We start from the raw sequence: 23,904 nt of genomic DNA, 5'->3' as shown, positions 1-23,904 counted from the left end.
GATGTGAACCAGCGATGAACTCCACCTCGGGAATCCCAGGTTTGAGCTGGGAATGAACCGATAGGCGTGACAGCACGTATCTCTGGTCGTAACACCGCGCCCGCTCGCGCCGAGAGCGAGGAGAAGACCATCAGCGACCACGACGCCCACCTGCTGCGCGCCCTGCATGACGAGCATGCCGAGGCGCTGTACGCGCACGCGCTGCGGCTGGTCAACGGCGACCGGCAGCGCGCCGAGGACCTGGTGCAGGAGACGCTGCTGCGGGCCTGGCGGCACCCGGAGTCGCTCGACCCCCGGCGCGGTTCGGTACGTGCCTGGCTCTTCACCACCGCGCGCAACCTCGCGATCGACGCCTGGCGGCGGCGATCCACCCGGGTCGGCGAGGTCTACACCGACGAACTGCCCGAGCCGCCGGAGGTCGTCGACGAAACCGAGCGCGCCGTCGAGGCGTGGACGGTCGCGGAGGCGCTCAACCGGCTCAGTCCCTCGCACCGCGACGTCCTGGTGGAGTGCTTCTACCAGGGGCGATCGGTTTCCGAGGCAGCCTCCCGGCTGGGCGTGCCGCCGGGCACGGTGAAGTCCCGCACCCATTACGCGCTGCGCTCCCTGCGGCTGGTCCTGGCCGAGATGGGGGTGACCGGATGAACCGTTGCGAGTTCGCGTACGACGACGGGGCGTACGTGCTTGGTGCGCTCTCCCCAGCCGACCGCGTGGCCTACGAACGGCATCTCGTCGACTGCCCGGCCTGCCAGCAGTCGGTTTCCGAGATCGCCGTGCTGCCCGGCCTGCTCGGCCGGCTGGATCCGGCCAGCCTGGAACAGTTCCTGCCGCCGCCGGAGAACCCCCGGGTGCCCGAGCTGCTCAACGCCGCGCGGGACCGCCGCCGCCGCGAGCGGCAGGCCAGCCGGCTGCGGTACGCGGTCATCGGGCTGGCCGCCGCCGCGTTCGCTCTGGTGGTCGGCTTCGGGGTGGCCACGGTGCTGCCCGGGCAGGGCCCGAACGCGCCGGGCGGCCAGGTGCGGATGGTGCAGATGCAACCGGTCGCCGGAACGGTCCCGGTGCACGCCGAGATCGGCCTGACCGGCACCAACTGGGGCACCGAGGTCACCATGCACTGCGGCTACGACGAGCGGGCCGGGTACGGCAAGGCGAACGCCTTCCGGCTGGTGGCGCACGCCGGGGACGGTTCGCAGGAGCAGATCGGTTCCTGGCTGGCAGCACCCGGCGACGACCTGCGGATCACCGGGGCGACCCGCTTCACCAACGCCCAACTGGTCCGGCTGGAACTGATCCGTGCCGACGGCACTCCCGTACTCGCCTACGAGGTCCGCTGAGCCGGAACGACAGCGGCTGGCTGGTGACCTCGGCGGCTGCTGGCTGGTGGCGACCTCAGCGGCTGGTGGCGACCGCCGCCGTGGGTGGCACGGTGCCGTCCAGGCGCAGGCGGCGGGTGTGCCGCGCCTGGCGTACCGCGTCGGCGGTGAAGACGATCAGGGCGAGCCAGACCAGGGCGAAGCCGGCCAGCCGGGCCGGCGGCATCGGCTCGTGGAAGATCAGTACGCCGCAGCCGAGTTGGAGGATCGGCGCCACGTACTGGAGCATGCCGAGCGCGGTCAGCGGCAGCCGGTTGGCGGCACCGGCGAAGAGCAGCAGCGGTATGGCGGTCAGCGCTCCGGCGAGCACCAGCAGGGCCGTGTGTCCGGCCGAGACGTGGCCGAACGCGGCGTCACCGGTGGCGGCGAGCCAGCCGAGGTAGCCCAGCGCGGGCAGCGACAGCACAGCCGACTCGACGAACAGGCCCTCCGCCGCGGGCAGGCCGAGGCGCTTCTTCACCAGGCTGTACCCGCCGAAGGTGAACGCCAGGATGAGCGCGAGGTACGGCAGCCGGCCGTAGTCGACGGTGAGCACGGCCACGGCCAGGGCACCGACGCCGAGCGCCAACCATTGCGCCGGGCGCAGCCGCTCGCGTAGCACCAGCACCCCGAGCAGGACCACGACCAGCGGGTTGATGAAGTAGCCGAGGGCGGTCTCCACCACCCGGTCCGAGTTGACGCCGTAGATGTAGGTGAACCAGTTGACCGCGATCAGCGTGGCGGCGGCACCGATGCCCGCCAGCGTCCGTGGCCGGCGCAGCAGGGACCGCAGGAAGCCGACGTTGCGCAGCGCCACGAGCAGCAGTGCGACGAAGGCGACGGACCACACCACCCGGTGCGCCAGGATCTCCAGCGGGCCGGCTGGGCGCAGCAGCTTGAAGTAGAGCGGAAAGAACCCCCACAGTAGGTAGGCACCAAGTCCGTAGAGGTAGCCGAGGCGGAGCGACGTCACGGCTCCACCGTAAGGGGCGTCCGGGGTTGTCGATCCTTGCTGGTGAGCGGGCTCACGGCCTCGTCGCGCTGGTCCGCCCGCGCCCGGCCGGTGGGTGACCACCGGCCGGGTCGGCGGTGTGCCGGAAGGCGGTCAGTCGCGGTCGAGAATGGCGCCGAGGATCCAGGTGACGACGCCGACGAAGAGCGCCCCCAGCACCGCGGCCGGCCAGAAGCCGTCGACGTCGAAGGGCAGCCCGGCCTGATCCGCGATCCAGCCGGTGAGCAGGAACAACAGGCCGTTGACCACAAGTGCGATCAGGCCGAGGGTGAGCAGGTAGAAGCCACAGCCGACGGTCTTGATGATCGGCTGTAGCACCCCGTTGACCACGCCGAAGATGACCGCGACGAGGACCAGGGTCAGGATCGTCTCGGAGACCGATTCCGTGTCGAGCGAGATGCCCGGAATGAGCAGTGTGGCCAGCCAGAAGGCCACCGCCGTGGCGCCGACCCGGATCAGTAGACCTTTCAGAAAACCCATGGCGGGCATGGTGCCACGGCGGGCGCGTGGGCGGAACCCGCGAGATCATTGTGCCCGGCGCAGAGCCCGGCCGTCGATGAGCTGCGCCTCGATCGGGGTGCAGGCGAGCAGCGCCCAACGCAGGGCCCGCCGGTTGACCACGGCGACCATGTCGTGCCGGATCCGGGTCAGCAGCTCCGCCGCGTCGCCGAGCCCCAGCGCGTTGCCGGCGACGGTGGCTTCGGCCGGGTTGAGCGGCTGGAACACCGCCAGGTCGGCCCGGCCCAACGCGTCCGCGTCGGCCGGGGCCAGCACGTCGCGGACCAGCAGCGTGGTGTGCCAGGCCGTGCCTGGCCGTGGACCGGCCGGCGCTGGTGCGTCCAGCACCACGAGCACCGGGGCCAGCGGCGTGCCGGGTGCTCCCGCCACCGGGCGGTCCGGCGGTGTCAGCGGAACAGGCCCGCCCGGCCCGCCGGTGCCCCGGACGAACCGCTCCCAGGCGTGCGGCCGAGCCGTCTGGACGATCACCCGGGCACCGAGTGCCATCGCGCGCACGGCGATCAGTTGAGCGGCGGGCACCCCACCGACGAGCACCAGTCGGGTGCTCTCCGGCCGGAACAGCCGGACGGTGACAGCGTGGCCGTGCCGGTTGACGCCGAGCATCAGCCCGGCGGCACCGAACGGCAGCTCCCGCTCCAGGTCGTCGCGACCGAACGACACCTCCCGCTCCGGTCTCCCGGCAGCGGTCAGCGTCGGCGCCCCGGGCAGAGCCAACGGCAGCGTTGCGGCGAGCCCAGCCAACTGCCCGCCGTCGAGCCGCTCCACCGCCGCGCCGTCGGCGGCCACCGTCCGCCGCAACTGCCGGGCCGCCTCCGACAGCTCGGAGGGCGTCGCCGCGGCCAGCCGTACGAGCAGCCCGGTGGCTGCCGGCCGCTCCGTCCCGGTGTGCAGCGACACCGTGATCGCGGTCGCCGGCAGCCCCCACAGCCGGGGCACGAGCGTGGCCGCGTCCCCGCCCGGCCATCGACTCAACCGGAAGGTGGTCTGCAGCAGGCCGCCGCAGCGGACCGCCTGCCAGGACTCCCGCACCGGCCGTCCGTCGTGGTGGGCGAACTCGGCGAGCACCCGCCGGATCGGCTGCTCGCCCATCGGTCGCACGGTAAGGGGCCGCAGCCGTCGGACGAGCCGCCGGACGGTGCCCCCGAGAGTGTGCCGCAGCGCCTCCTCCGGCCAGCCCGGCGCCCGCGACACCCGTACCGCCAGCACCGCCCGCTCCCGGCCGGCCAGCTGCCCGTCGGTGAGCTGGCGGTAGGAGACGGCCGCCGCGCCGCCGCCGGCACCGACCACCGGCGCCGGCGTGCCGGTGAGGAGAAGTTGCACGCGTACGGGCGGCGTCTGGTCGGTCTCGACCGGGAGCAGTGACGCGGGTGACGGTAGTGACCGGCTGCCCGCACCGAGCAGGTCGGCCGGGTCGCCGATCTCCAGCAGCGCCACCAGGCCGCCCGGGTCGTCCAGCACCGGTGCCGGACCATCGCCCAGCCAGACGGGACGGATCACGGCGTGCGGGTCCACCAGGCCGAGCAGCTCGGTGGGGCCGGAGTGGGGTCTGGTCACCCGCCGCCGGACCAGATAGCCGAGGCCGATGACCAGCCACTCGTGCAGCCATCGCCGACGAACCCGGCACCAGGTCACGGCGAGCAGCGCGACCACCACCAGCGTCGTGGCGGCCGTCGCCAGCGGACCCCGGCCCGGTACGGCGACGAGCGTCGCCGCCACCACCTGGGTCGTGACGATCTGACCGGAGCGAAACCGGGTCGTGCGCCCCCGACGGCCGGTGCGTCGTCGCGGCCCGGTGGGGCGGATCCGAGGCCCGGAGCCGCAAGACGGGTCGCCGGAGCGGGGGAGAGCGGCCGCGTCCGGGCGGGTGGGAGTGAGGGTTGTCGCCACCACACCCTCCCCAAGCCGGTCACCTATCGCGACTTTGCCGCCGCCCATCGTAATTACCGGCGAGCGATCGCGTTGTCCACAGGGGAACGCGGTGGGGTAGCAGAACCGCGATCGTGTCGCTACTCTCAGCGACGAGTTCTCGTTGGCCCATCCCGCGTCGTGCTCGCCTCCGGCGTCGTGGGTGGTGCGTTTCCGCCGTAGGGCCAGCCACGATCGAGGAGACGAGGTGACGTCCAAGGTGTCCCAGACCCAGGCAGAGGCCGCGGTGATGCAGCAGACCGCGGCGAAGTTCGAGCAGACCGACCAGTCGTTGCAGTCGATGCTCAGTGGACTGTTGGTCCAGCTGGAGATCCTCCAGCAGGCCTGGCGAGGGGCTGGTGGCCGGTCGTTCGAGCAGGTCAAACGGAAGTGGGCGGAGGACCAGGCCGGGTTGCAGCAGGCGTTGCGGGAGACGGCGGGTGCGATCCGCACCGCCGGTACGCGGTACGACGCGTCGGACACCGAGGCGGCCGCTCGGGTGGCCGCCACCAACCGCGGCGGCATCCAACTGCCGCTCTAGCCCACGACCCCAGGGAGAAGAATCCGATGGAGCACGGTGTGCTGGTCGTCAACTTCGCCGCGCTGCAACAGGCCAGCGCGGACATCCAACGGGCGCTGAACACGCTGGACGCACAACTCGGCCAGTTGGAGCGCGACGCGGCGCCGCTTGTCGCCAACTGGTCCGGTGCGGCCCAGCAGGCCTACGAGCAGCGGCAGGCACGGTGGCGTAACGCCTCGCAGGACCTCCAGGTGATGCTGCGGGACATCAAGCTCGCGGTGGACGAGTCCGCGGCCGACTACCTCGACACCGAGAAGCGGAACACCAGCCTCTTCCAGTGACCGCTCCGCGGGGTGACGCCGATCGGCGTCACCCCGCGTCGTGTTCGTGGTCGGCCGGACGCCATCGTCGGCGCACGCCTCGGGGCAACACCGTCGCGGCCAGCACGACGGCAGCCACCAAAGGCACCCCCACGCCGGTCAGCAGCAGTGCACGGCTGCGCGCGTCGCTCCGGCGGTCCTGCTGCGCCAGCAGCGTCGGATCGGGCCGGTCGTCGGCCAGCCCGGTCGCCGGCCGCGCCTGCCCCGGCACCGACCCGGTCTCGGTCACCGCCCGGTACGGATTGAGCACCCCCGCGCCGTACCCACCACCGGGCGCCGGATCGGCGGTGGCGACGATCCGCCGGGCCACCTCGACCGCGCTGAGGTCGGGGCGGTACTGCCGCAGCAGGGCTGCGGTGGCGGCGACGAAGGGCACTGCGTAGCTGGTTCCGTCGGCGCTGCGGTGACCGTGCCCGGTGGCGGCGATCAGCACATCGACACCGGGAGCGACGAGATCCACGTGGGCGCCGGTCTGCGAGAAGTCGGCCCGCACCCCGTCCGCGCCGACCGCACCGACCCCGAGCACGCCGTCATAGGTGGCCGGATAGGGGCGGCGTTCGTCACCACCGGGCAGGTTGCCGGCGGCGGCCACCACGACCACGTCCCGGCTGAGGGCGTACGCGACCGCCGTGCGGACCGTGGGATGGTCGGCGTAGAGCACCACGGAGAGGTTTACCACGGTGGCGCCCTGGTCGACCGCCCAGCGGATGGCCCGGCCGAGGTCCCGGGGCGCCGCCGTGCGTCCCGTCCCGCGCCCGTCCACGACCTGCTGTTCACTGACCCGGACCGGCAGGATCCGGGCCTTCGGCGCCAGCCCACGGAAGATCGTCCCGTCGCGTGGCGCGGCGGCGATGATGCTCGCCACGCCGGTGCCGTGACCGACACAGTCGAGGCCGCCGTCGCCGCCGACATCGAGCAGGTCGGTGCCGGCGAGCACCCGCCCGGCCAGTTGAGGATGCCGCCGGTCCACGCCCGAATCGACCACCGCCACGGTGACTCCGGCGCCGGTGGCCAGCCGGGCGAGGCGCTCCGGGGCGTACCGTTGCTGTGCCCACGGGGTCGCGGAGACCGGCCGGGCCGGTGCCGGTGGCGACGCGCATCCCGGCGCGGCACGGGCCGGCGTCGCCGCGACCGTGGTCATCGAGCCGGCCAGCAGGGCTGCGAGCGGAGCCGTCAGGTGGAGGTACGGCGAGCGTCGAGCACCTCGCCGGTGTCGCGGCGCGCCTGGTACCCGGTACATCGACCGCCTCCGTATCGTGTCGACACCGGAACGGGATGTTATCGGTTGCTGGTGAACCGGGCGGGCCACCGCCAGCCTGACATTGTGATCTTGTGATCACCTTGTAGGTTGTATCCGATACCTATGGCCTGTGCCCGGGAGGAGGGGTGGCCGTGACCGACTGGGAGCCGGCCACCGGGGCCGAGGCGGCGATGCGCGATGCGCTGCACGGCAATGACCAGCAGCTTTACTTCCGCATCCTGTCCGGTGTCGAGCTGCTGCTGCCGGTCTCCGCCCAGGCGGCCGCAGGGCACACACCGGTGGGTTGGGGCACCTGGACAACCGGCGGCCGCACGCACGTGCTGGCGTTCACCTCCGCCGAGGCGATGCGCGCCTGCCTCGGTGAGCACGCCGGCCCCAGCCGACGCACCGGCTACCCGGAACTCGCCGCGAGCTGGCCGAACCACGAGTGGTGGCTGGCGGTGAACCCGGGCCTGCCCATCGAGGGTTACCTGCCCGCCTGGTACGTCTCCCAGCTGTCCCGAGGTGATGTCCGGCTACCCGGCCGTACGGTGGGCGCTCGCGCCCGGTTGGAACGCGTGGAGGCGCTGAACCGGGCCCGCGACGCCGCCTCGGCGTCGTCCGCCCCGGTGACGCCGAACCCGCCGTCCCCACCGCGATCGCCGGGCCCGGTCCGGCCGACTCAGCTCTCCCCGGCACCACCGGTGGTGCCGGCGGCCTTTCATCTGCCCGAGGTGCCGTCGGCGGCGTCGGGCACGGTCGCCGGTCCGCACCGACCGGAGCCCGCCGACCGGGCGCCCGGCCCGCCCCGTCCGGCCCAACCCGACAGCAGCGGGACGGGCCGTGCCGGTGTGGCCGGCCCCCAGCGGCCGGGTGATCTCGGCGGTGCCCGCCCGGACGGCCCCAGCAGGGGCGGCATGCCGCCGCGGCGGCCGTCGCCAGGCCGGAACGAGGAGTCGACCTCCGCCGGGCCGGGATGGCCGATGGCACCGGAGCGGCCCGGAGCTCCCAGCAACGGACGTCCGGCCGGGTCCGGCCCCGAACCGACAGGTCAGCGATCCTTCTTCGAGCCCGCGAACGGTCACTCGACGCACCGAGGTGACCGCCTCTCCGAGCGGGCCGCACCACCGTCCCGGTTCCGGGGCGGTCAGCCTTTTCCCCGGCGCGGACCGGCCGGCGAACCGCCGTCCGACGGGCCGACCCGCGCCTTCGTGTTCAGCGAGAACGAGCAGGCCACCACCCGGACGCGACCCGTCCCGAACGAGGAGGCGACCCAACCACTGCCGCCGCCCGATGGGCCGGTCCGGCCGCTGCGGGTGAGCACCCCCGCTGGCTGGGCGGCACCGGGCGGCGGTGATCCGACCGCCGGCGGCGGTGACCCGACCGAGGCCCTACCCCGTCGCCAGCCGGTGGAGGAACAGCCGACCTCGGCGGCCGAGCCGGTCTCCGCTCCGCCCGCGCCGCGCCGCGGTTTCACCCCGATCGTCATAGAGGGCACCATCATCGAGGCCCGCGACCTCACCCTGACCAACGGTCACCCGGGTCAGCCCGGCGGGGCGCCGGACAGCGAGGGGCGGACGGGAAACCAGGCGGGCGCGCCGTCGGCCCGTACGACACCCGAGGACGCCGAGGTGGCGGCCCCGCCCGGGCCGGCACCGGAGCCGTCGGCCCCCGACCCCGAGCCGACGGTACGCTTCCCGGCCCCCCGCCCGGAGCCGACGATGTCGGGATCCGAGCCGACCGTCGTGGCGCCGGCAGCGACGCCCGAGCCGACCGTCACGGCGCCGGCAGCGACGCCCGAGCCGACCGTTCCGGTCCGGACGGTGATCCCCGAGCCGACGGCCGCTGCTCCGACGGCCAACCCGGCACCGCCCAGCCAGGTCGGGACGGACACCGGCGCTGAGGTGGCGCCACCGGCCGACGCCCACCCGGCCGCCCCGGTCACGGAGACGCCCTCGCTGTTCACGCCGGTGTCCGCACCGTCGTCAGCGACGTCGCCGTCCCCGGCACCCGCGTCAACCGCGCCGGCCACGCCGTCGACCACGGAGGCGTCCGCGGCTGCCGAGTCCTCGGTGCCCGACCCCACGTCCGGTACGACCACCCCGCCCGTCGCCGGTCCGCCCTTCCGGCCCGCCAACGAGGTGGAGGACGACCTGTACGGCGCCGCCGAGGCCGGCAGCACCGATACCTTCCTGTCCACGCTGCTGCTGGCCCGGGTCCTCATGCCGGTCGCCGCCGACTCCGCCCCCGGCAGCCGCCCCGGCGACCCGGGCTTCGTCTGGCCGGCCGTGCAGCTGGACGGGCAGACCTTCGTGGTGGCCTACACCTCCCCGCAGCGCCTCGCCGATCACACCGATCCGGCGGCCGAGACGGTCCAGGTCCGCTTCGTCCAGCTGATCCGTAGGTGGCCCGATCCCTCGTGGTCGTTCGCGGTCAACCCCGGCACCCCGGTGGGCGCGAAGCTGCCCGGCGAGCAGATCGTCGGCCTGGCGAACTGGGCGGCCGAACTCGGCCTCGGCGACGACGCCGAAGGCGAGCCCGAGCCGACCGTCGAAGCCTCCGCACCGGCGAGCAGTCCACGGCAGGCGGCGCCGGCGGGTGACCTGGCCCGGCCGATCGTGATGCAGAAGGCGATCGCCCCGAGCCAACTCGGTTACTACCTGGAACGGGGCTACGACCGGGTCTCCGGATTCGTCCACCGGGCGGGCGAGCTGGCGCATCTGACCACCCCGACCGCCCTCTACCAGGCGCTCGGCCTCAACCATCCCGAGTCGCCCTTCGCGCCGGACGCTGAGCAGATCTACGTGCTCCGGTGGCCGGCGTACCGGCCGAGCCTGTACCGCATCCCCTACGGCGGGCAGAACGAGGCAGCCATGCGGGCGATGGAGGGTTGGGTCATCGAACGGCCCCCGTTCCGGGGCAACGGCTTCGCCCCCGGTTCGGGCAGTGAGGTGCTGGCCGAGTTCAAGGTGGACAGCGTCCGGCTGCCGCACGGTGCCCAACTGGTGCGCATCGACGCCTCGGGCACCGAGCGGCTGATCGCCGTGCTCGACGCCGACACGCTCTCCTGGCAGGAGGTCGGTGAACGGTGATGCGCGACGGGTACGTGGCGCGCTGGCGCGGACGGGAGTTCCAGGCCAGCCCGGACGGCAGCGAGGTTCGGCTGTACCAGCCGGAGGCAACCGAGGGTTTCACCGAGGTGCGCCCCGGCCGGCACGTCCGGGTCGTCCCGGCCAACGAGATCGAGGAACTGGCGTACGTCCGCACGACCTGCACCTGGAAGGGGCAGCCGTTCATCGTGCTGGCCGAGCACGACGGGTGGCTACGGGTCGAGTACACCGGTGGACGCTGGCCGGTCGCGCAGGCGATGCGGCTGGAGGCGTTCGACTTCGGCGTCTACCAGGGTTGGGCTCCCGCCGGCGAGGTCACCGACGTACGCGAGCAGCGGGTCTGAGCCCGTCCGCGCGGGTCAGGACTTCGCCCAGCGCAGGATCTCGCCGAGCACCAGTTCCGGTGTCTCCAGGTGTGGGAAGTGCCCGACCTCGTCGAGCAGTCGCCACTCGTACGGTGCGCTGACGTAGCGCCCGGAGCCCTGGGCGGTGCGCGGCAACGCTGCCACGTCCCGCGCGCCGTGCAGTTGCAGGGTGGGAGCGGAAAGCGGTCGCTGCATCAACTTCACGAACCGGTAGCCGTGCAGCCGCAGTACCGACCGGAACGCCCACCGGTAGCCCTCCAGCGCGCAGAAGGCGGCCTGCGGGATCCGCATGGCCTCCCGGTAGCGCTGCGCGTAGTCGGCGAAGTCCGCTCCGGTGACCCAGCGGGGGCCACCCCAGCGGCGCATGATCTCCTCCACCGCCCGGCCGTCGTCGCGGGTGAGGAGGTGTTCGTACCGGGGCAGCTGGAATCTCAGCGCGGGGGTCGACGCGGCGAACTGACCGCGTGGGTCGGCGAAGATGGCCGCCCGCAACCGCAGTGGGTGCGGGGCGCCGAGCACCACCAGCCGACGCACCAGGTTGGGGTGGAACGACGCCGCGGTCCAGGCGATCATCCCGCCGGCACCGGTGCCGACCAGGGTGGCGGAGCGCTCGCCCAGCGCCCGGATCAGCCCGGCGACGTCGGCCGCGAGGGTGTAGCCGTCGTACCCCCGGGGTGGTTTGTCGCTGGCGCCGTAGCCCCGCAGGTCCATCGCGACGGCGCGGAAGCCGGCGTCGGCGACCGCCGGCAGCATCCGGTGCCAGGCCCACCAGTGTTCGGGGAAGCCGTGCAGGAAGAGCACCATCGGCCCGGTACCGGCCTCCACGACGTGGAAGCGGCTGCCGTTGGCACCCACGAACCGATGCGTCCACGGCCCCTCGGTGAGTACGCAGGACTCGTCGACGGCCTCGTCACGCTGCTCGGTCATGCCCGACAGCCTAGGCCCTGTCCTGCCGATCATGACCGGGCTGCGGCGGGCCCCGGCGACGACCGGCGGCGTTGTCGGTGTGTCCGGACAGGTGTCCGGACGGTCAACCGACCGGGCTCATCTTGAGGATGCTGACCGGGACTCCCGGGCCGCAGTCCACCTCGGCCGTCGCCGCAGCGGTGGTCACCCGCACCCAGGCGCCGGTGGCGAAGGTGCCCTTGTCGGTGCCGTGCAGCGCGTACTCCCGGCCGTCGTCGGTGACCAGGGTGTAGCAGGGACCGCTGCCGCCCCGGCTGAGTCGGCCGGCAAGGACGTTCGTCTTGCGTAGCTCGGTGGGATGGCTCGGCGGCGCCGTCGGGGTGCCGATCAGCGGCGGTTCGGTGGGTGACAGCGTTCCGCCGGTACGGCCGGCGGGAGGTTGCCCGGTGGCGTCGCCCGCAGGCGCGTCGCCGTCTGGGCGGTCGGGGGCTGCCAGCCGGAGAGCTGCCGGTTGCGGTGGGGCTCTGGTCTGCGGTCACGGTGCCTCCGTCCGGCTCGCCGCAACCGGCCAGGGCCAACAGCATGGCGAGGCAGGCTGCCGGCAGTCGGGTGCGGTTGGTGGTGGGCACGAGGGTACGACGCGAGCAGCCTCGCATCGGTTCCGCTCCGGTCGTGGCCCGCGACGGGTGCCGAAGGGGTGATGCCCCGGGCAGCTGGCCTGCCCGGGGCATCACGTCGTCGCTCTGGCGGATCAGGAGAAGCGGACCTTGGTGTAGATCCCGTTCTGCTTCAGCACCTTGATCTTGGTGCCGGTGGCCGGGAGCTTGACGCCGTGGTTCGGCAGCTCCGGGAACCAGTACTTCTTGGTGTCGTCGAACAGCGGCTGCGCGGCCTGCCCACGGATGTACTGCGGCTGGCTGTTCAGGTGCAGCGTGAACGAGTCCGCCTTCTTGAGACTGAACGGCGCGTCGTAGACCTGGATGCGGGCCCGCCAGGGCTGTCCGCTCAGGTTGTAGATCGGCCGCGGGTGGGCGTCGATGATCATGTTCCGGCCCTCGCCCGGGTGCGCGAACGTGTCGTTGTCCGCCCACCGGGTGTTCCAGTACGAGATCAGCAGCCCCTCCTGGTACGCGTAGTGGTCCACGTAGTCCGGCTTGGTGTTCTCGTACCCGAAGAAGTACGGGCCGGTCTTGAGGTACTTGTCGTACGAGATGTACTGCCGGGTGCCCGCGATGTAGTAGTTCGCGAAGCTCCGCGTGTACGTTGCCTCGACCACCTCGAACCCGCCGGCCAACGTCCAGCCGTCCGCGTCGGACTCCGCACCGTCGGTGAAGACCGTCTCGCCGTCGGCGGTCAGGGTGACGGCGTCACCGAAGAAGCCGCCCTCGGAGACACCGCCGTCGGTCTGGTAGCGCATCCGGAACGCGACGCTGTCCCCGGCCACCTGGTCCAGCGGGATCTCGATGTCGACCCACTCGTCGTCGGAACTGCCGTCCAGCGCGAACCGCCCGGGGGAGATTTCCTTCAACGGTTCGCCGTCGACCGTGCCGGGCTGCGGCGTCCAGCTCTGCCCGCCGTCGACCGAGGTCTCGAAGAAGAGGTAGTCGTAGTCGGCCTCGATGCTGTAGCGGCCCTTCATCGACAGGGTCGCCGACGACTTCCCGGTCAGGTCGAACGTCCGGGTCATGGTGCTGTTGAGGTCGTCCGCGTTGCCGGAGAAGAACTGCTTGTCACCCTCGAACGGTGCGCCGTTGTCGAAGGTGTACTCCCGCTCGGGCAGCACCACCACGGCGGCCTGGGCCTCCTTGGTGTTGTACTCCTGCGGGCCGAGGGTCAGCGTCCGCTTCTGCCCGGCCACGATCACCTCGTAGTCGAGCCAACCGAGCTGGAGCTTGTTCCAGGCGCCGAGGTCGCCACCGCGCTCGCCGATGCCACCGTCGTGCTTGGCACCGAGCCGGCTCTGGGCCATCAGCGTCCAGTGCTCGTTGTTGTTGTCACCGCCGCTGACGACGTTGTAGTCGTCCGGCAGGCCGAGGTCGTGGGCGTACTCGTGGTAGAAGACGCTGCGACCGCCGTTCTCCGGCTGGATGGTGTAGTCACCGATCCAGATACCGGTGTCGCCGATCTGGGTACCGCCCGCCGGGAAGTTCGACGGTCCGGTGCGGCCCTGGTCGGAGGCGTACGCGTACCAGCGGTGGCTCCAGATGGCGTCCTCACCCTGGATCGGGTCGCCGTCGGCCATGTCGCCGCCGGCGTGCACGATCTGGAAGTGGTCGATGTAACCGTCCGGCTCGTTGAAGTCGCCGTCACCGTCGTGGTCGTAGCGGTCCCACTCGTCCATCGCCCGCACGTCAGCGGCGATCTCCTCGTCGGTCCGCCCGGTCGCCTTCTGGTCGGCGACCCACTGGTTGGCGGCGTCGCGCACCAGCGCCCAGACGTTGTTGCAGACGATCCCGCCGCAGGGGTAGCCGCTGGAGCGGCCGTAGCGGGCCTCGTTGTACTGGACCTTGACCCAGTCGGTGACCACGCCGTCGACGCTGTACCGGCCGGAGGACTGGGCCTCGTAGTACTGCTTCACCGACTCGTCACCGGGGTCGGTGCCGAAGTAGAGCTTCCGGTAGTGGTCGGCGTCGTAGTCCGCCTGCCAGACGGTGGAGTTGTCCACCGACCGGTCCGGCTCGGGGATTTCGTTGTGCAGTGGCCCGTCGAACTTCGTCGGGCCGGGGACCTTCGGATCGGTGTCCTGGTCGGGATAGTCGGGGTGCCGGTCGTTGCCGAACTCGGCGAGGATCACGAAGATCCGGTCGGTCTGCTCCCGGGACAGCTCGACGTACTGCTTCTCGGTGGGGCCTCGGCCGCGCTTGGTGGTCTTGGCGTTGCGACCGGCCGCACCGCCACGGGTGGCCCGCTCGCCGACCTTGACCACCGTGCTGCCGTTGATCCGTTCGGCCTTGGCTCGGCCCGAGAGCACCTCACTGAGGCCCTCCTGGCGCAGGGCGCGGCGCTTGGCCTCCAGCGGGTTCGGCAGGTCGTGTTCGGCGTGGGCGGGCTCCGCGATGGACGGGGCGGCCGCCGGCGTCTCCGGCTGCGGCGCGGCGGCGGCGGATGTGCCGACCGTCAGTCCTGTCGCCGTCAACGAGAGCCCGAGCAGACCCACTGCGACTTTCCGCACGTGGTACCTCCGGATTGAGGGAACCGGCCCGTCGGGGGTTGTGGGCCGGCGAAAAAGGCCCCCGTGAATGGGGCCAGTGGTGAACTTAGGCACTGGTGGGGCTGGTGGGAAGAGTCGTGGCCGAATTTGTTGCACCTTTTTGTTGACAGGCGTTTTCACTGTCACATCTCGATCCGGCTGCGGCCCCCGCAACGTGACGAGGGGTGGCGGTCCGCTGCCGGACCGCCACCCCTCTGGTCGTACGCCTGCGCTCAGTCCTCGTCGGACTTGCCGCCGCTCATGCCGGAGGCGATCAGGTCCATCACGGACGAGTCCTGCAACGTGGTCACATCGCCCAGCGAACGGTTCTCCGCCACGTCCCGGAGCAACCGCCGCATGATCTTGCCGGAGCGGGTCTTCGGCAACTCCGGCACCAGCATGATCTGCCGGGGCTTGGCGATCGGGCCGAGCGTCTTCGCCACGTGGTTGCGCAGCTCGGCGATGAGTTGCTCACCCGCGTCGCCGGAGATCTCGGTGCTGCCCCGGGGAATGGCGAACGCGACGATCGCCTGTCCGGTGGTCGGGTCGGTCGCGCCGACCACCGCCGCCTCCGCCACCGACGGGTGCGACACCAGCGCCGACTCCACCTCCGTGGTGGAGATGTTGTGCCCCGACACCAGCATCACGTCGTCGACCCGGCCGAGCAGCCAGACGTGCCCGTCGTCGTCCTTCTTGGCACCGTCACCGGCGAAGTAGATCCACGGGTCGTTGGCGTCGCCACTGGCCCCCGCGCCGAACCTCGACCAGTACGTCTCGATGAACCGGTTGTCGTCGCCCCAGATGGTGCGCAGCATCGACGGCCACGGCTCGCGCAGCACGAGGTAACCGCCGCCGCCGTTGGGCACCGACTGGCCCTGGTCATCCACCACGTCCGCGACGACGCCCGGCAGGGGGGTCATCGCCGAACCCGGCTTGGCGGCGGTCACGCCCGGCAGCGGCGAGATCATCATGCTGCCGGTCTCGGTCTGCCACCAGGTGTCCACGATGGGCAGCTCGCCCCGCCCGACGTGCTGCCTGTACCACATCCACGCCTCGGGGTTGATGGGCTCGCCGACACTACCGAGCAGCCGCAGCGAGGAGAGGTTGTACTCGGCCGGGATCTCCTCGCCCCACTTCATCATGGTGCGGATCAACGTCGGCGCCGTGTAGAGAATGGTCACCCGGTACCGGTCGACGATCTCCCAGAAGCGGCCCTTGTGCGGGGTGTCCGGGGTGCCCTCGTACATCACCTGGGTAGCGCCGTTGGAGAGCGGGCCGTAGACGATGTAGGAGTGACCGGTCACCCAGCCGATGTCCGCCGTGCACCAGTAGACGTCGGACTCCGGCTTCAGGTCGAAGACCGCGTACGAGGTGTACGCCGTCTGGGTCAGGTAACCGCCGGTGGTGTGCAGGATGCCCTTCGGGCGGGCGGTGGTGCCGCTGGTGTAGAGGATGAACAACGGGTGCTCGGAGTCGAACGACTGCGCGGCGTGCTCGGCCGACGCCTGCTCCACCGTCTCGTGCCACCAGTGGTCCCGCTCGGACCAGCCGATCTCCTCACCGGTACGCCGGACCACCAGGACGTGCTCGACCGACGGGCAGTTCGCCACCGCCTCGTCGACGGTCGGCTTGAGCGCGGAGGGCTTGCCGCGCCGGTATCCGCCGTCGGCGGTGATGACGACCTTCGCCGAGGCGTCCTGGATCCGGTTGGTGAGCGCGTCGGCGGAGAAGCCGCCGAAGACCACGCTGTGCGTGGCGCCGATCCGGGCACAGGCCAGCATCGCGACCGCGGCCTCCGGGATCATCGGCAGGTAGATCGCCACCCGGTCACCGGCCGTCACCCCGAGGTCGGTGAGCGCGTTCGCGGCCTGGCAGGTCATCCGGTGCAGGTCGGCGTAGGTGATGGTGCGGCTGTCGCCGGGCTCGCCCTCCCAGTGGATCGCCACCTTGTCGCCCCGGCCGGCCTCCACGTGCCGGTCGAGACAGTTGTAGGCCACGTTCAACTGCCCGCCGACGAACCATTTCGCGAACGGCGGCCGGGACCAGTCCAGCACCTGATCCCACTGCTTCGTCCAGGCCAACCGGGCCGCCTGGCGCTCCCAGAAGGCGAGCCGGTCGGCCTCCGCCTCGGCGTACGCGTCCGCGGTGACGTTGGCGTCAGCGGCGAGTTCGGCCGGCGGCGGGAACTGGCGCGTCTCGTTCAGCAGGTTGGCCAGTGCCTCGCTCATGCCGGTACTCCGCTTCGCTTCGTGCCGGCATGAGGCACCAGCGCGCTGCATTGATGGTTCGCTCGCTGCCGCTCGCTCATGCGGTGACTCCTCGTTGCTCGGGTGACCTGGGTCTCTTCCGGGCAGGTTAGTCGCGGCGGCCGAGCGAGGCGACTGATCCCCGACGCGCCCGTCGCTCAACGGCCCCTCCCACGCGCCGAGGTGCAGGGCAGGGCTGCTCCCAGCGGCTGCTGCGGATGGCGTGCCCGTTCGACGCCCGGGCCCGTCACGGGTTGCGGCCGGGGTCTGTCACGGGTTGACGCCGGGGTCTGTCACGGACTGAAGGCGGGGTCTGTCACGGATTGCGGCATGCCGGGCTTTCCCGGCGGCGTGAAAGCCCGAGATGCCGCATGTCGCGACTGCGGCCCTCCCGGCGCGACCCCATCAGAGGGCCGCCCGCCCGGCCCGGTGGGTGGTCCCCACCCGGCCCGGTGGGGTGGTCCCCGCCCGGCCGGTGGGTGGTCTCCGTCCGGGCCGGACGGGTGGCGGGGATCGCGTTGCCGGTGACTCGCGCCCGGGCGTACCGGCATCGTCGCTAACGTGTCGGGGTGACCGCCGATCCGCTCGCGCCGCTGCTTGACCTCGCCGACATCGCCGCCGCCGTGGAGCGCGCCCGCGACCGGTTCGACGGGGCCCTCGGCCACCGGGCGTTGCGCCGCCACGGGGGCCAGGTCGCGGCCGAGGTGAGCCTGCGCTCCGCAGTGGCCAGCGCCGGGCTGGAGGGCCACCACCACGAGCGGGAGACGGTACGCGCCGGCACCGTCACCGAACCGGTGCTCCAGGGCGCGCTGCGGGTGGCCGGAGCCCTGCCCGGGCTCAGTGAACTCTGGCCGAAAGCCCCCCGGCAGGCGCTGGCGAAGCTGCACGTGCTCGCCGCCCGCGAGGTGGTCACCGAGGCCGAACTGGGCCGCCCGATCGACGACCCGGTGGTCGCTGCCCGGCTCGACGCGTTGGCCACACTGGTGGCCGGCGGCACCCGGGTCACCCCGCTGGTGCTGGCCGCCGTCGTGCACGGTGAACTGCTCAACCTGCGACCGTTCGCCGGCCCGTCGGGTGTGGTGGCCCGGGGCGCGGCCCGTCTCGTGCTGCTCTCCACCGGATTCGACCCACGTGGCCTGCTCGCCGTCGACGTCGGGCACCGGGAACGTGAGCCGGAGTACGTGGGCGCGGCCGGTGCCTTCGCCACCGGCACCCCGGACGGACTGCGCTCCTGGCTCCGCCACTACATGTCCGCCGTCGAGGTGGGCGCCGACCAGCTCACCGCGATCGGCGACGAGATCCTGGCCGCCTGACCGTCCCGTTGCGGGTGTCCCATGAGCACACCTGGTCGGCCTGCAATGCGGCACCGGCAGAGGGCTGCTTGGCGAGGGCTGTCCGCGGCCGGCCACGTCGGGCGGAACGAGGGCGCGCGGCCGGGTCAGGCCGGCGAGGCGCTGGCGCGGGTGCGGCGGTGCCGCCCGTACCAGGCGATGCCGATGGCCACCCCGACGCCCACGCCGAGCGCCGCCGCGGCGACCGGCACGGCGGGCCGTTCGCGCAGTCGCCGGCCCAGCGGCACCGGGTGCCGGAACTCGAGCACCGGCCAGGCGTTCTCGACCGCCAGCCGGCGTAGCTGCCGATCCGGGTTGACCACCGACGGATGACCGACACACTCCAGCAACGGGCGATCGCTGTACGAGTCGGAGTAGGCGTACGAGTCGGCCAGGTCGTAGTCGCGGGCGGTGGCAAGTTCGCTTACCGCCTCGACCTTGCTGGGACCGGCGGCGTAGAACTCGACCTCGCCGCTGTACCGACCGTCGACCACGCCCATCCGGGTGGCGATCACGTCGGTCACCCCGAGCAACGCACCGATGGGGCGCACCATCTCCTCACCCGAGGCGGAGACCAGCACCACGTCCCGACCGGCGGCCTGATGTTCCTCGATCAGCGCGGCGGCCTCCGCGTACACGTAAGGGTTGATCAGCTCGTGCAGCGTCTCCGCGACGATCTGGCGGACCTGCTCCACCGGCCACCCCTTACAGAGCGTGGCGAGATAGTCGCGGGTTCGGGCCATGGTTTGCTCGTCGGTGCCGCCCAGCCGGAACATCAGCTGCGCGTACGCCGACTTGACCACGTCACGCCGAGTGATCAGGCCGTCCCGGTAGAACGGCCTGCCGAACGCCAAGGCGCTCGACTTGGCGATGACGGTCTTGTCCAGATCGAAGAAAGCGGCACTTCGGCCCACGGCGCGAAAGTCTAGCCCGATGGTCTATGGTCGGCGGGTGCCCGGGGGCTGAAGAACGCTCGGACCTGCGGGCCGACCCTCACCCGCCTGCGAACAGTGACCGCGGTCACACGCTGCGAGCAGGATTTCGCAGGGAGTGGAGGCTACACCACTCGACGTACACAGGTCCGCTCAGGCAGACTTGTTCACAGCACGAGCATTCATATCTCGTACACCGGCAGACCCTCGGCGGTTGCACCCCCCGTGACCGCTGAGTAGGTTCGGCTCGACCCCCCCGGAGCCGAACCTCCGACGACCCCCGTCTCCCCCCGACGGGGGTCGTCCCTTTCCCCGGTAAACGCTCCACCGCAGGTCACAGGTCGTCCCCGATCCCGTCGGTGGCTTCATCCTGAGCCGTTTCCAAGTACCGAGGTCCGATCGGGTAGCGCGACATCCCCGCTGACCAGACGATCAGGGTGGATCATCAGCGCTGGAAACGATCTCCATACTGCCGTTCTGTACGTTGCCGGGATGAGCGAGAGCGCCTTCGTGATCCCTGCTGTGTCACGGTCAGCAGTCGTGCGACTTCTCGACGAGCTGGCGATAGCGGGCCACGGCGGCTGGTCTACAGACACTCGGCTGTCCATCTGGCTGATGGAGGAGGCGAGCGGCCTGTACCAGGACTGGGAGCCGGTGGACATCGCGAACCTTGAGCAGGCTGTCGGTCGGCGGCCTGAGTGGGCCGTGCAGATCAACTACCGACTTTCGCGCCGGGCGGACCTGGCGGCGCTGACCTCCGCCCTTCTCAAGGATGGCGGTGTCGCGGTCGACGACTTCTGCTCCCACGTTTGGACGGCTGCCGAGATCGAGACTGACACCGTGATCAGCGGGGGCCGGTTCGGCGGAGGCCCTGTCCGCTAAGTGGGCATCGCGAACTGTCGGGCCGGATCGGCGCGGAAGTCGGGTCGGGCCGGACTGGGGGTCAGTACGAACTCGTACGTACCGTCGTCGGCTCCCTCGGCTTGAGGGTGTCCTCGGACTTCGGCTTCGTACCAGCCGGGTGGCACTGTCACGCGGCGGTGTTCCGGATGGTCAGGCCTCCAGTGACGGAGGTAGCCGATGCCGCAGAGCAGCAACGAGCCGGTGTCCGACCCCAGGATCCAGCCGGGCGAGGAGAGCGCCGGAGCAGGCCATGGTGGATGATCCGCGGCGTGTCGTACCAGCACGGTGTAGTACCCGGCAGTCAGACCCGTCAGCGGTAGCGCTATTCCCTCCCGGGCGATGGTGTCACCGGCCTCGGTGGTACTGAACAGATCCAGCAGGTCGCGACCCGTGCTGTCCGCACCGAGGTGTCGGTCGAGGCGCGCGGGGTCGAGCAGCACAAAACCGTGAGCTTCAGGAAAGCAGCCCGTCAGTTGGACGGCTGGGAAGACGGTCACCTGATCACGGCGCGGGCGGGTGTGCGCTTCGGTTCGAAGCAGACCAGCGCGCGGCCCCGGCGGTCGGTCACCACCCAGGGGTGACCGACGTAGGTGTGCTGCCGATACGACTCGCTCGGGGGCAGCACGGCGTACTGCCGCCGGTGCCCACGGTGGTCCAACCAGTACACGATCACCGATCGCGAGCGAAGGTTGACGAACTCGATGCTGGTTTCGCTGCCGCCGCTGACCGAGCGCAGCTCACGCTCCCGCCATGCCGGCACAGGGGGCAGGTGCTCCGGCTGGGGTGGCCGGGTGGTCGCTGGCGGTTTCGCCGGCCGGCTCGGCGTGGGAGTCGGGCGGGTATCCGGCGTGGCGGGAACTGTCGTTGAGTCGGCTCGGGTGGGCGACGGGGCCGGCGTCGCCCTGCGACTGAGTTGTGGTCGGGAGGACGAGACCCCGCCGACGGACGACGCGGCGGACGGCGACGGGGCGCCGGCGGACGCGGTCCCATCCAGGTTGGACTCGGGGCTACCCGGAGGCGGCGGTACCCAGTCCGACGGCACATCGGGGGCCGCGACCGTCGGTGGCTCGGTTGCCGGCCACAGCACGGTGAGCATGAGCCCGAGCGTGGCGGCCGCGAGGCCGGCCAGCACCACCCGGTGTGACATTCGGCCGGGTGCGCGGTGGGCGGGTTCGACGGAGACGGCGGCTGCCCGTAGGGGCGGGGGCGGAACGGCCGGCCCGCCAGGTGTCTCCGGCGCGGGCGGAAGTGCCCGCGGAGCCGGGCGCGCCGCCAACTGCCGGGCGCGGGAACGTGGGTCGAACAGCCAGGGGCCGACCCGCAGCCTCGGCTCGACACGGGCATGTTCGTGATCTGGCGACTGCGTCATGACCTCGATCCGGCGAGGAATGCCGTTCTGCCGACGGCACAGGACGTCGATTATGCGTGTTGCGCGTCACGTTCCGCCACGGTTGGCGAGGTCGAGATAGGTGCGATGTGCGGCCCGTCCCCATAACAGATCAACGCCCGTTGTGGGCGTTGTCCACACAGCGGTTCGTTGTCCACAGGCCAGCCGGCAGGGGCGGCGTTCGGGGCGGCAGCGGCGGCAGGGTTCGACCCAGTGAACCCGCGCCGACCGCTTGGAGGCCGCGATGCCATCCCGTACCTCCGTCCCACCTGACCGGCGCCTGCCGCTGGTCGTCACCTCGGACGGTGACCTGCTCGACGACCTGCTCCGGCTCGCTGCCGCCGGCGGAGTCGAGGTGGAGGTCGCCGCCGATCCGGCGGCCGCCCGCACCCGTTGGCGGCCATCCCCGCTGGTCCTCGTCGGCAGCGACCAGGCGCAGCCCTGCCTGCGGGCGCGGCTGCCCCGCCGTTCCGGGCTGGTCCTGGTGGGACGGGCCGGTGACGTCGAGTCCGGTTGGCAGGTGGCCGACCTGCTTGGCGCCGAACACGTCGCCGTGTTGCCGGCGGCCGAGCCGTGGCTGGTGGACCGGTTCGCCGAGTGCGGCATCGAGGGCGCGGCCACGGCCTCGGCCCGGATGGTGGCGCTGGTCGGCGGCCGGGGCGGAGCCGGTGCCAGCATCCTGGCCGGTGGCCTTGCCGTCACCGCCGCCCGGGCACGGCTGCGTACCCTCCTGCTCGACGCCGATCCGCTCGGCGGTGGCCTGGATCTGGTGCTCGGCTGGGAGCAGATGGAAGGGCTGCGCTGGCCGGCGCTGACCGGGGCCGACGGGCGGGTCGACGCGCCGGCCCTGGTGCGAGCGTTGCCCAGCCGGGGTGATCTGGTGGTGCTCTCCTGGGACCGTGGCGACCTGATCGCGGTACCGGCCGAGGCGGTGGCCGCCACCCTGGACGCCGCCCGGCGGGGCCGGGACTTCGTGGTGGTCGACCTGCCCCGCCAACTCGACGACGCCGCCGTGACCGCACTTCAGGCTGCCGACCGGGCGTTCGTGGTGGTCCCCGCCGAGCTGCGGGCGACCGCCGCCGCGGCCCGGGTGGTCACGGCGGTCGCCCCGCACTGTTCCGACCTGTCCGTCATCGTCCGGGGTCCCGCCCCCGGCCGGCTGCGCGCCACCGAGGTCGCCAAAGCGCTCGGCCTGCCGCTGGCCGGCTCGCTACGGCCGGAGCCGGGGTTGTGCCGGGGACTGGAGCGCGGCGAGGCCCCGGCGGCCGGTGGGCGCGGCCCGCTGGCCGAGCTCTGCCAGCGGATCGTCACCGAACTTACCGGCCAGCCTGCGGCGGGCGCGGCATGACCGGCGAGAATCTCGCGGCCCGGGTACGGCAGCGGATCGCGGCCACCACCACGCCGGTCAACCCGGCCGCGATCGTTTCCGCGGTACGCGCCGAACCCGACGCCGCCGTACTCGGTGACAACGCCCTGCTGCGGATCGCCGACCGGGTACGCGACGACCTGGTGGGCGCCGGTCCGCTCGCCGTGCTGCTGGCCGACCCCGAGGTGACGGACGTACTGGTCAACGGGGCGCGGGTGTGGGTCGACCGTGGGCAGGGGCTGCACCAGGTGCCGGTGCCGGTGGGCACTCCGGACGACGTCCGTCGCCTCGCGCAGCGGCTCGCGGCCGCGGCCGGTCGTCGGCTGGACGACGGTTCGCCGTGCGCCGACGCACGCCTGGCCGACGGTACGCGTCTGCATGCGGTGCTACCGCCGGTGGCGACCGAGGGGCCGTACCTGTCGCTGCGTACCTTCCGGCAGCGGCCGTTCACGCTGGACGAACTGGTGGCACAGGGTGCGGTGGCCCGGCCGGTGGCGCCGGTGCTCGCCGCCGTGGTGGCGGCCAGGCTCGCCTATCTGGTGATCGGCGGCACCGGATCCGGCAAGACAACCCTGTTGAACACGTTGCTCGGCCTGGTACCGACCACCGAGCGGATCGTGCTGGTCGAGGACGCCGCCGAGTTGCGGCCGGTGCACCCGCACGTGGTGGGCCTGCAAACCCGGACGGCCAACGTGGAGGGATCGGGCGCCGTCGGCCTGAGCGAGCTGGTCCGGCAGGCGCTGCGGATGCGACCGGATCGCCTGGTGGTCGGCGAGTGTCGGGGTGCGGAGGTGGTCGACCTGCTGGCCGCCCTCAACACCGGGCACGAGGGCGGGGCGGGGACGCTGCATGCCAACACCCCGCCGGACGTGCCGGCCCGGCTGGAGGCGCTCGGTCTGCTCGGTGGGCTGCCGCGTTCGGCCCTGCACGCCCAGGTGGCGGCGGCGCTTCAGGTGGTGTTCCAGATCCGCCGTACCCCGCAGGGCCGCGTGCTGGAGTCCATCTGCCTGCTGCTGCCGGAAGGGCCCGACCGGCTGGTCACCGCCGTCCCCGCCTGGGTTCGCGGTCGGGGACTCGGCGTGGCGGCACGGGCGCTCGGCACGCTGATCCGCAACCGCGACGTGCCGGTGCCGCCGATCCTGTGCGAGCCCTGGCCCACATCGGCGGTGTCGTCATGAGTGGCGCGTGGTGGTGGGCGGTGTCGGTGTTGCCGGTCCTGGCGGCACTGGCACACCGGATG

21 protein-coding genes are annotated in these 23,904 nt (G+C 72.1%); 10 read left to right on the top strand and 11 right to left on the bottom strand.

The window, feature by feature from the left end; genetic code table 11:
• Positions 1 to 129 precede the first annotated feature (129 nt).
• Both AB0J93_RS19505 and AB0J93_RS19500 read left to right on the top strand, forming a co-directional pair.
• On the top strand, positions 130 to 645 hold the full coding sequence (locus tag AB0J93_RS19505) for a sigma-70 family RNA polymerase sigma factor (protein ID WP_093404197.1): 516 nt from the start codon (positions 130 to 132) through the stop codon (positions 643 to 645).
• The gene (locus AB0J93_RS19500) at positions 642 to 1,334 is read left to right on the top strand and encodes a zf-HC2 domain-containing protein (protein WP_363923689.1); all 693 of its coding nucleotides are present in this window, start codon (positions 642 to 644) and stop codon (positions 1,332 to 1,334) included. Before AB0J93_RS19505 ends, AB0J93_RS19500 begins: the two co-directional genes overlap by 4 nt.
• 55 nt (positions 1,335 to 1,389) lie before the next feature.
• Here the strand turns inward: AB0J93_RS19500 and rarD are convergent, their stop codons facing one another.
• From rarD to eccE, 3 genes are all read right to left on the bottom strand, one after another.
• Positions 1,390 to 2,325 carry an EamA family transporter RarD gene (gene rarD / locus AB0J93_RS19495; protein ID WP_363923686.1) on the bottom strand — a complete coding sequence of 312 codons (936 nt, stop codon included), beginning with the start codon at positions 2,323 to 2,325 and terminating at the stop codon, positions 1,390 to 1,392.
• A gap of 132 nt (positions 2,326 to 2,457) precedes the next feature.
• The gene (locus AB0J93_RS19490) at positions 2,458 to 2,844 is read right to left on the bottom strand and encodes a phage holin family protein (protein WP_363923684.1); all 387 of its coding nucleotides are present in this window, start codon (positions 2,842 to 2,844) and stop codon (positions 2,458 to 2,460) included.
• A 45-nt stretch (positions 2,845 to 2,889) separates the two neighbouring features.
• On the bottom strand, positions 2,890 to 4,770 hold the full coding sequence (eccE, locus tag AB0J93_RS19485) for a type VII secretion protein EccE (RefSeq protein ID WP_363923682.1): 1,881 nt from the start codon (positions 4,768 to 4,770) through the stop codon (positions 2,890 to 2,892).
• 238 nt (positions 4,771 to 5,008) lie between these two features.
• Here eccE and AB0J93_RS19480 point away from each other — a divergent pair, with 238 nt between their 5' ends.
• Both AB0J93_RS19480 and AB0J93_RS19475 read left to right on the top strand, forming a co-directional pair.
• Positions 5,009 to 5,329 (top strand): WXG100 family type VII secretion target, encoded by a 321-nt coding sequence (locus AB0J93_RS19480; protein WP_357581596.1) that lies wholly within the window; start codon positions 5,009 to 5,011, stop codon positions 5,327 to 5,329.
• A 26-nt stretch (positions 5,330 to 5,355) separates the two neighbouring features.
• Complete coding sequence (locus AB0J93_RS19475; RefSeq protein ID WP_363923680.1) at positions 5,356 to 5,649, top strand: WXG100 family type VII secretion target; 294 nt, start codon at positions 5,356 to 5,358, stop codon at positions 5,647 to 5,649.
• A 28-nt stretch (positions 5,650 to 5,677) separates the two neighbouring features.
• Here AB0J93_RS19475 and mycP read toward each other — a convergent pair whose 3' ends face one another.
• The gene (gene mycP / locus AB0J93_RS19470; RefSeq protein WP_363923780.1) at positions 5,678 to 6,829 is read right to left on the bottom strand and encodes a type VII secretion-associated serine protease mycosin; all 1,152 of its coding nucleotides are present in this window, start codon (positions 6,827 to 6,829) and stop codon (positions 5,678 to 5,680) included.
• Between the two features lie 251 nt (positions 6,830 to 7,080).
• Between mycP and AB0J93_RS19465 the strand changes: the two genes are divergently transcribed.
• Both AB0J93_RS19465 and AB0J93_RS19460 read left to right on the top strand, forming a co-directional pair.
• On the top strand, positions 7,081 to 10,020 hold the full coding sequence (locus AB0J93_RS19465) for an SseB family protein (protein WP_363923678.1): 2,940 nt from the start codon (positions 7,081 to 7,083) through the stop codon (positions 10,018 to 10,020).
• The gene (locus AB0J93_RS19460; RefSeq protein WP_363923676.1) at positions 10,017 to 10,382 is read left to right on the top strand and encodes a hypothetical protein; all 366 of its coding nucleotides are present in this window, start codon (positions 10,017 to 10,019) and stop codon (positions 10,380 to 10,382) included. Before AB0J93_RS19465 ends, AB0J93_RS19460 begins: the two co-directional genes overlap by 4 nt.
• Before the next feature lie 15 nt (positions 10,383 to 10,397).
• Here AB0J93_RS19460 and AB0J93_RS19455 read toward each other — a convergent pair whose 3' ends face one another.
• From AB0J93_RS19455 to acs, 4 genes are all read right to left on the bottom strand, one after another.
• A complete protein-coding gene (locus tag AB0J93_RS19455; RefSeq protein ID WP_363923674.1) occupies positions 10,398 to 11,330 on the bottom strand; it encodes an alpha/beta hydrolase in 933 nt (310 codons plus the stop codon).
• Between the two features lie 103 nt (positions 11,331 to 11,433).
• On the bottom strand, positions 11,434 to 11,595 hold the full coding sequence (locus tag AB0J93_RS19450) for a hypothetical protein (RefSeq protein ID WP_363923778.1): 162 nt from the start codon (positions 11,593 to 11,595) through the stop codon (positions 11,434 to 11,436).
• A gap of 465 nt (positions 11,596 to 12,060) precedes the next feature.
• Complete coding sequence (locus tag AB0J93_RS19445) at positions 12,061 to 14,466, bottom strand: immune inhibitor A domain-containing protein (protein ID WP_363923777.1); 2,406 nt, start codon at positions 14,464 to 14,466, stop codon at positions 12,061 to 12,063.
• Between the two features lie 266 nt (positions 14,467 to 14,732).
• Complete coding sequence (gene acs / locus AB0J93_RS19440; RefSeq protein ID WP_363923672.1) at positions 14,733 to 16,727, bottom strand: acetate--CoA ligase; 1,995 nt, start codon at positions 16,725 to 16,727, stop codon at positions 14,733 to 14,735.
• A 587-nt stretch (positions 16,728 to 17,314) separates the two neighbouring features.
• On the opposite strand from acs, the gene AB0J93_RS19435 reads away from it, so the two are divergent.
• The gene (locus AB0J93_RS19435; protein ID WP_363923670.1) at positions 17,315 to 18,058 is read left to right on the top strand and encodes an oxidoreductase; all 744 of its coding nucleotides are present in this window, start codon (positions 17,315 to 17,317) and stop codon (positions 18,056 to 18,058) included.
• Between the two features lie 125 nt (positions 18,059 to 18,183).
• Here AB0J93_RS19435 and AB0J93_RS19430 read toward each other — a convergent pair whose 3' ends face one another.
• A complete protein-coding gene (locus tag AB0J93_RS19430; RefSeq protein ID WP_164446469.1) occupies positions 18,184 to 18,990 on the bottom strand; it encodes an HAD-IB family hydrolase in 807 nt (268 codons plus the stop codon).
• A gap of 510 nt (positions 18,991 to 19,500) precedes the next feature.
• Here AB0J93_RS19430 and AB0J93_RS19425 point away from each other — a divergent pair.
• Complete coding sequence (locus tag AB0J93_RS19425; protein ID WP_363923668.1) at positions 19,501 to 19,890, top strand: hypothetical protein; 390 nt, start codon at positions 19,501 to 19,503, stop codon at positions 19,888 to 19,890.
• On the opposite strand, the gene AB0J93_RS19420 is transcribed toward AB0J93_RS19425, so the two are convergent.
• Positions 19,887 to 20,351: a hypothetical protein gene (locus tag AB0J93_RS19420; protein WP_363923666.1), complete on the bottom strand. Its 465-nt coding sequence runs from the start codon at positions 20,349 to 20,351 to the stop codon at positions 19,887 to 19,889. The two genes, AB0J93_RS19425 and AB0J93_RS19420, sit on opposite strands and share 4 nt — an antisense overlap.
• A gap of 53 nt (positions 20,352 to 20,404) precedes the next feature.
• Positions 20,405 to 20,671 (bottom strand): hypothetical protein, encoded by a 267-nt coding sequence (locus AB0J93_RS19415; RefSeq protein ID WP_363923664.1) that lies wholly within the window; start codon positions 20,669 to 20,671, stop codon positions 20,405 to 20,407.
• Positions 20,672 to 21,542: 871 nt separating this feature from the next.
• Between AB0J93_RS19415 and ssd the strand changes: the two genes are divergently transcribed.
• Positions 21,543 to 22,646, top strand: a complete 1,104-nt coding sequence (gene ssd / locus AB0J93_RS19410) for a septum site-determining protein Ssd (RefSeq protein ID WP_363923662.1) — start codon at positions 21,543 to 21,545, stop codon at positions 22,644 to 22,646.
• Positions 22,643 to 23,842, top strand: a complete 1,200-nt coding sequence (locus AB0J93_RS19405) for a TadA family conjugal transfer-associated ATPase (protein WP_363923660.1) — start codon at positions 22,643 to 22,645, stop codon at positions 23,840 to 23,842. The genes ssd and AB0J93_RS19405 overlap by 4 nt, the downstream gene beginning before the upstream one ends.
• Positions 23,843 to 23,904 lie beyond the last annotated feature (62 nt).

The sequence above is a fragment of the Micromonospora sp. NPDC049374 genome (assembly GCF_040677165.1).
Lineage (GTDB): Bacteria > Actinomycetota > Actinomycetes > Mycobacteriales > Micromonosporaceae > Micromonospora.
This window is presented reverse-complemented; position numbering and strand designations above follow the sequence as displayed.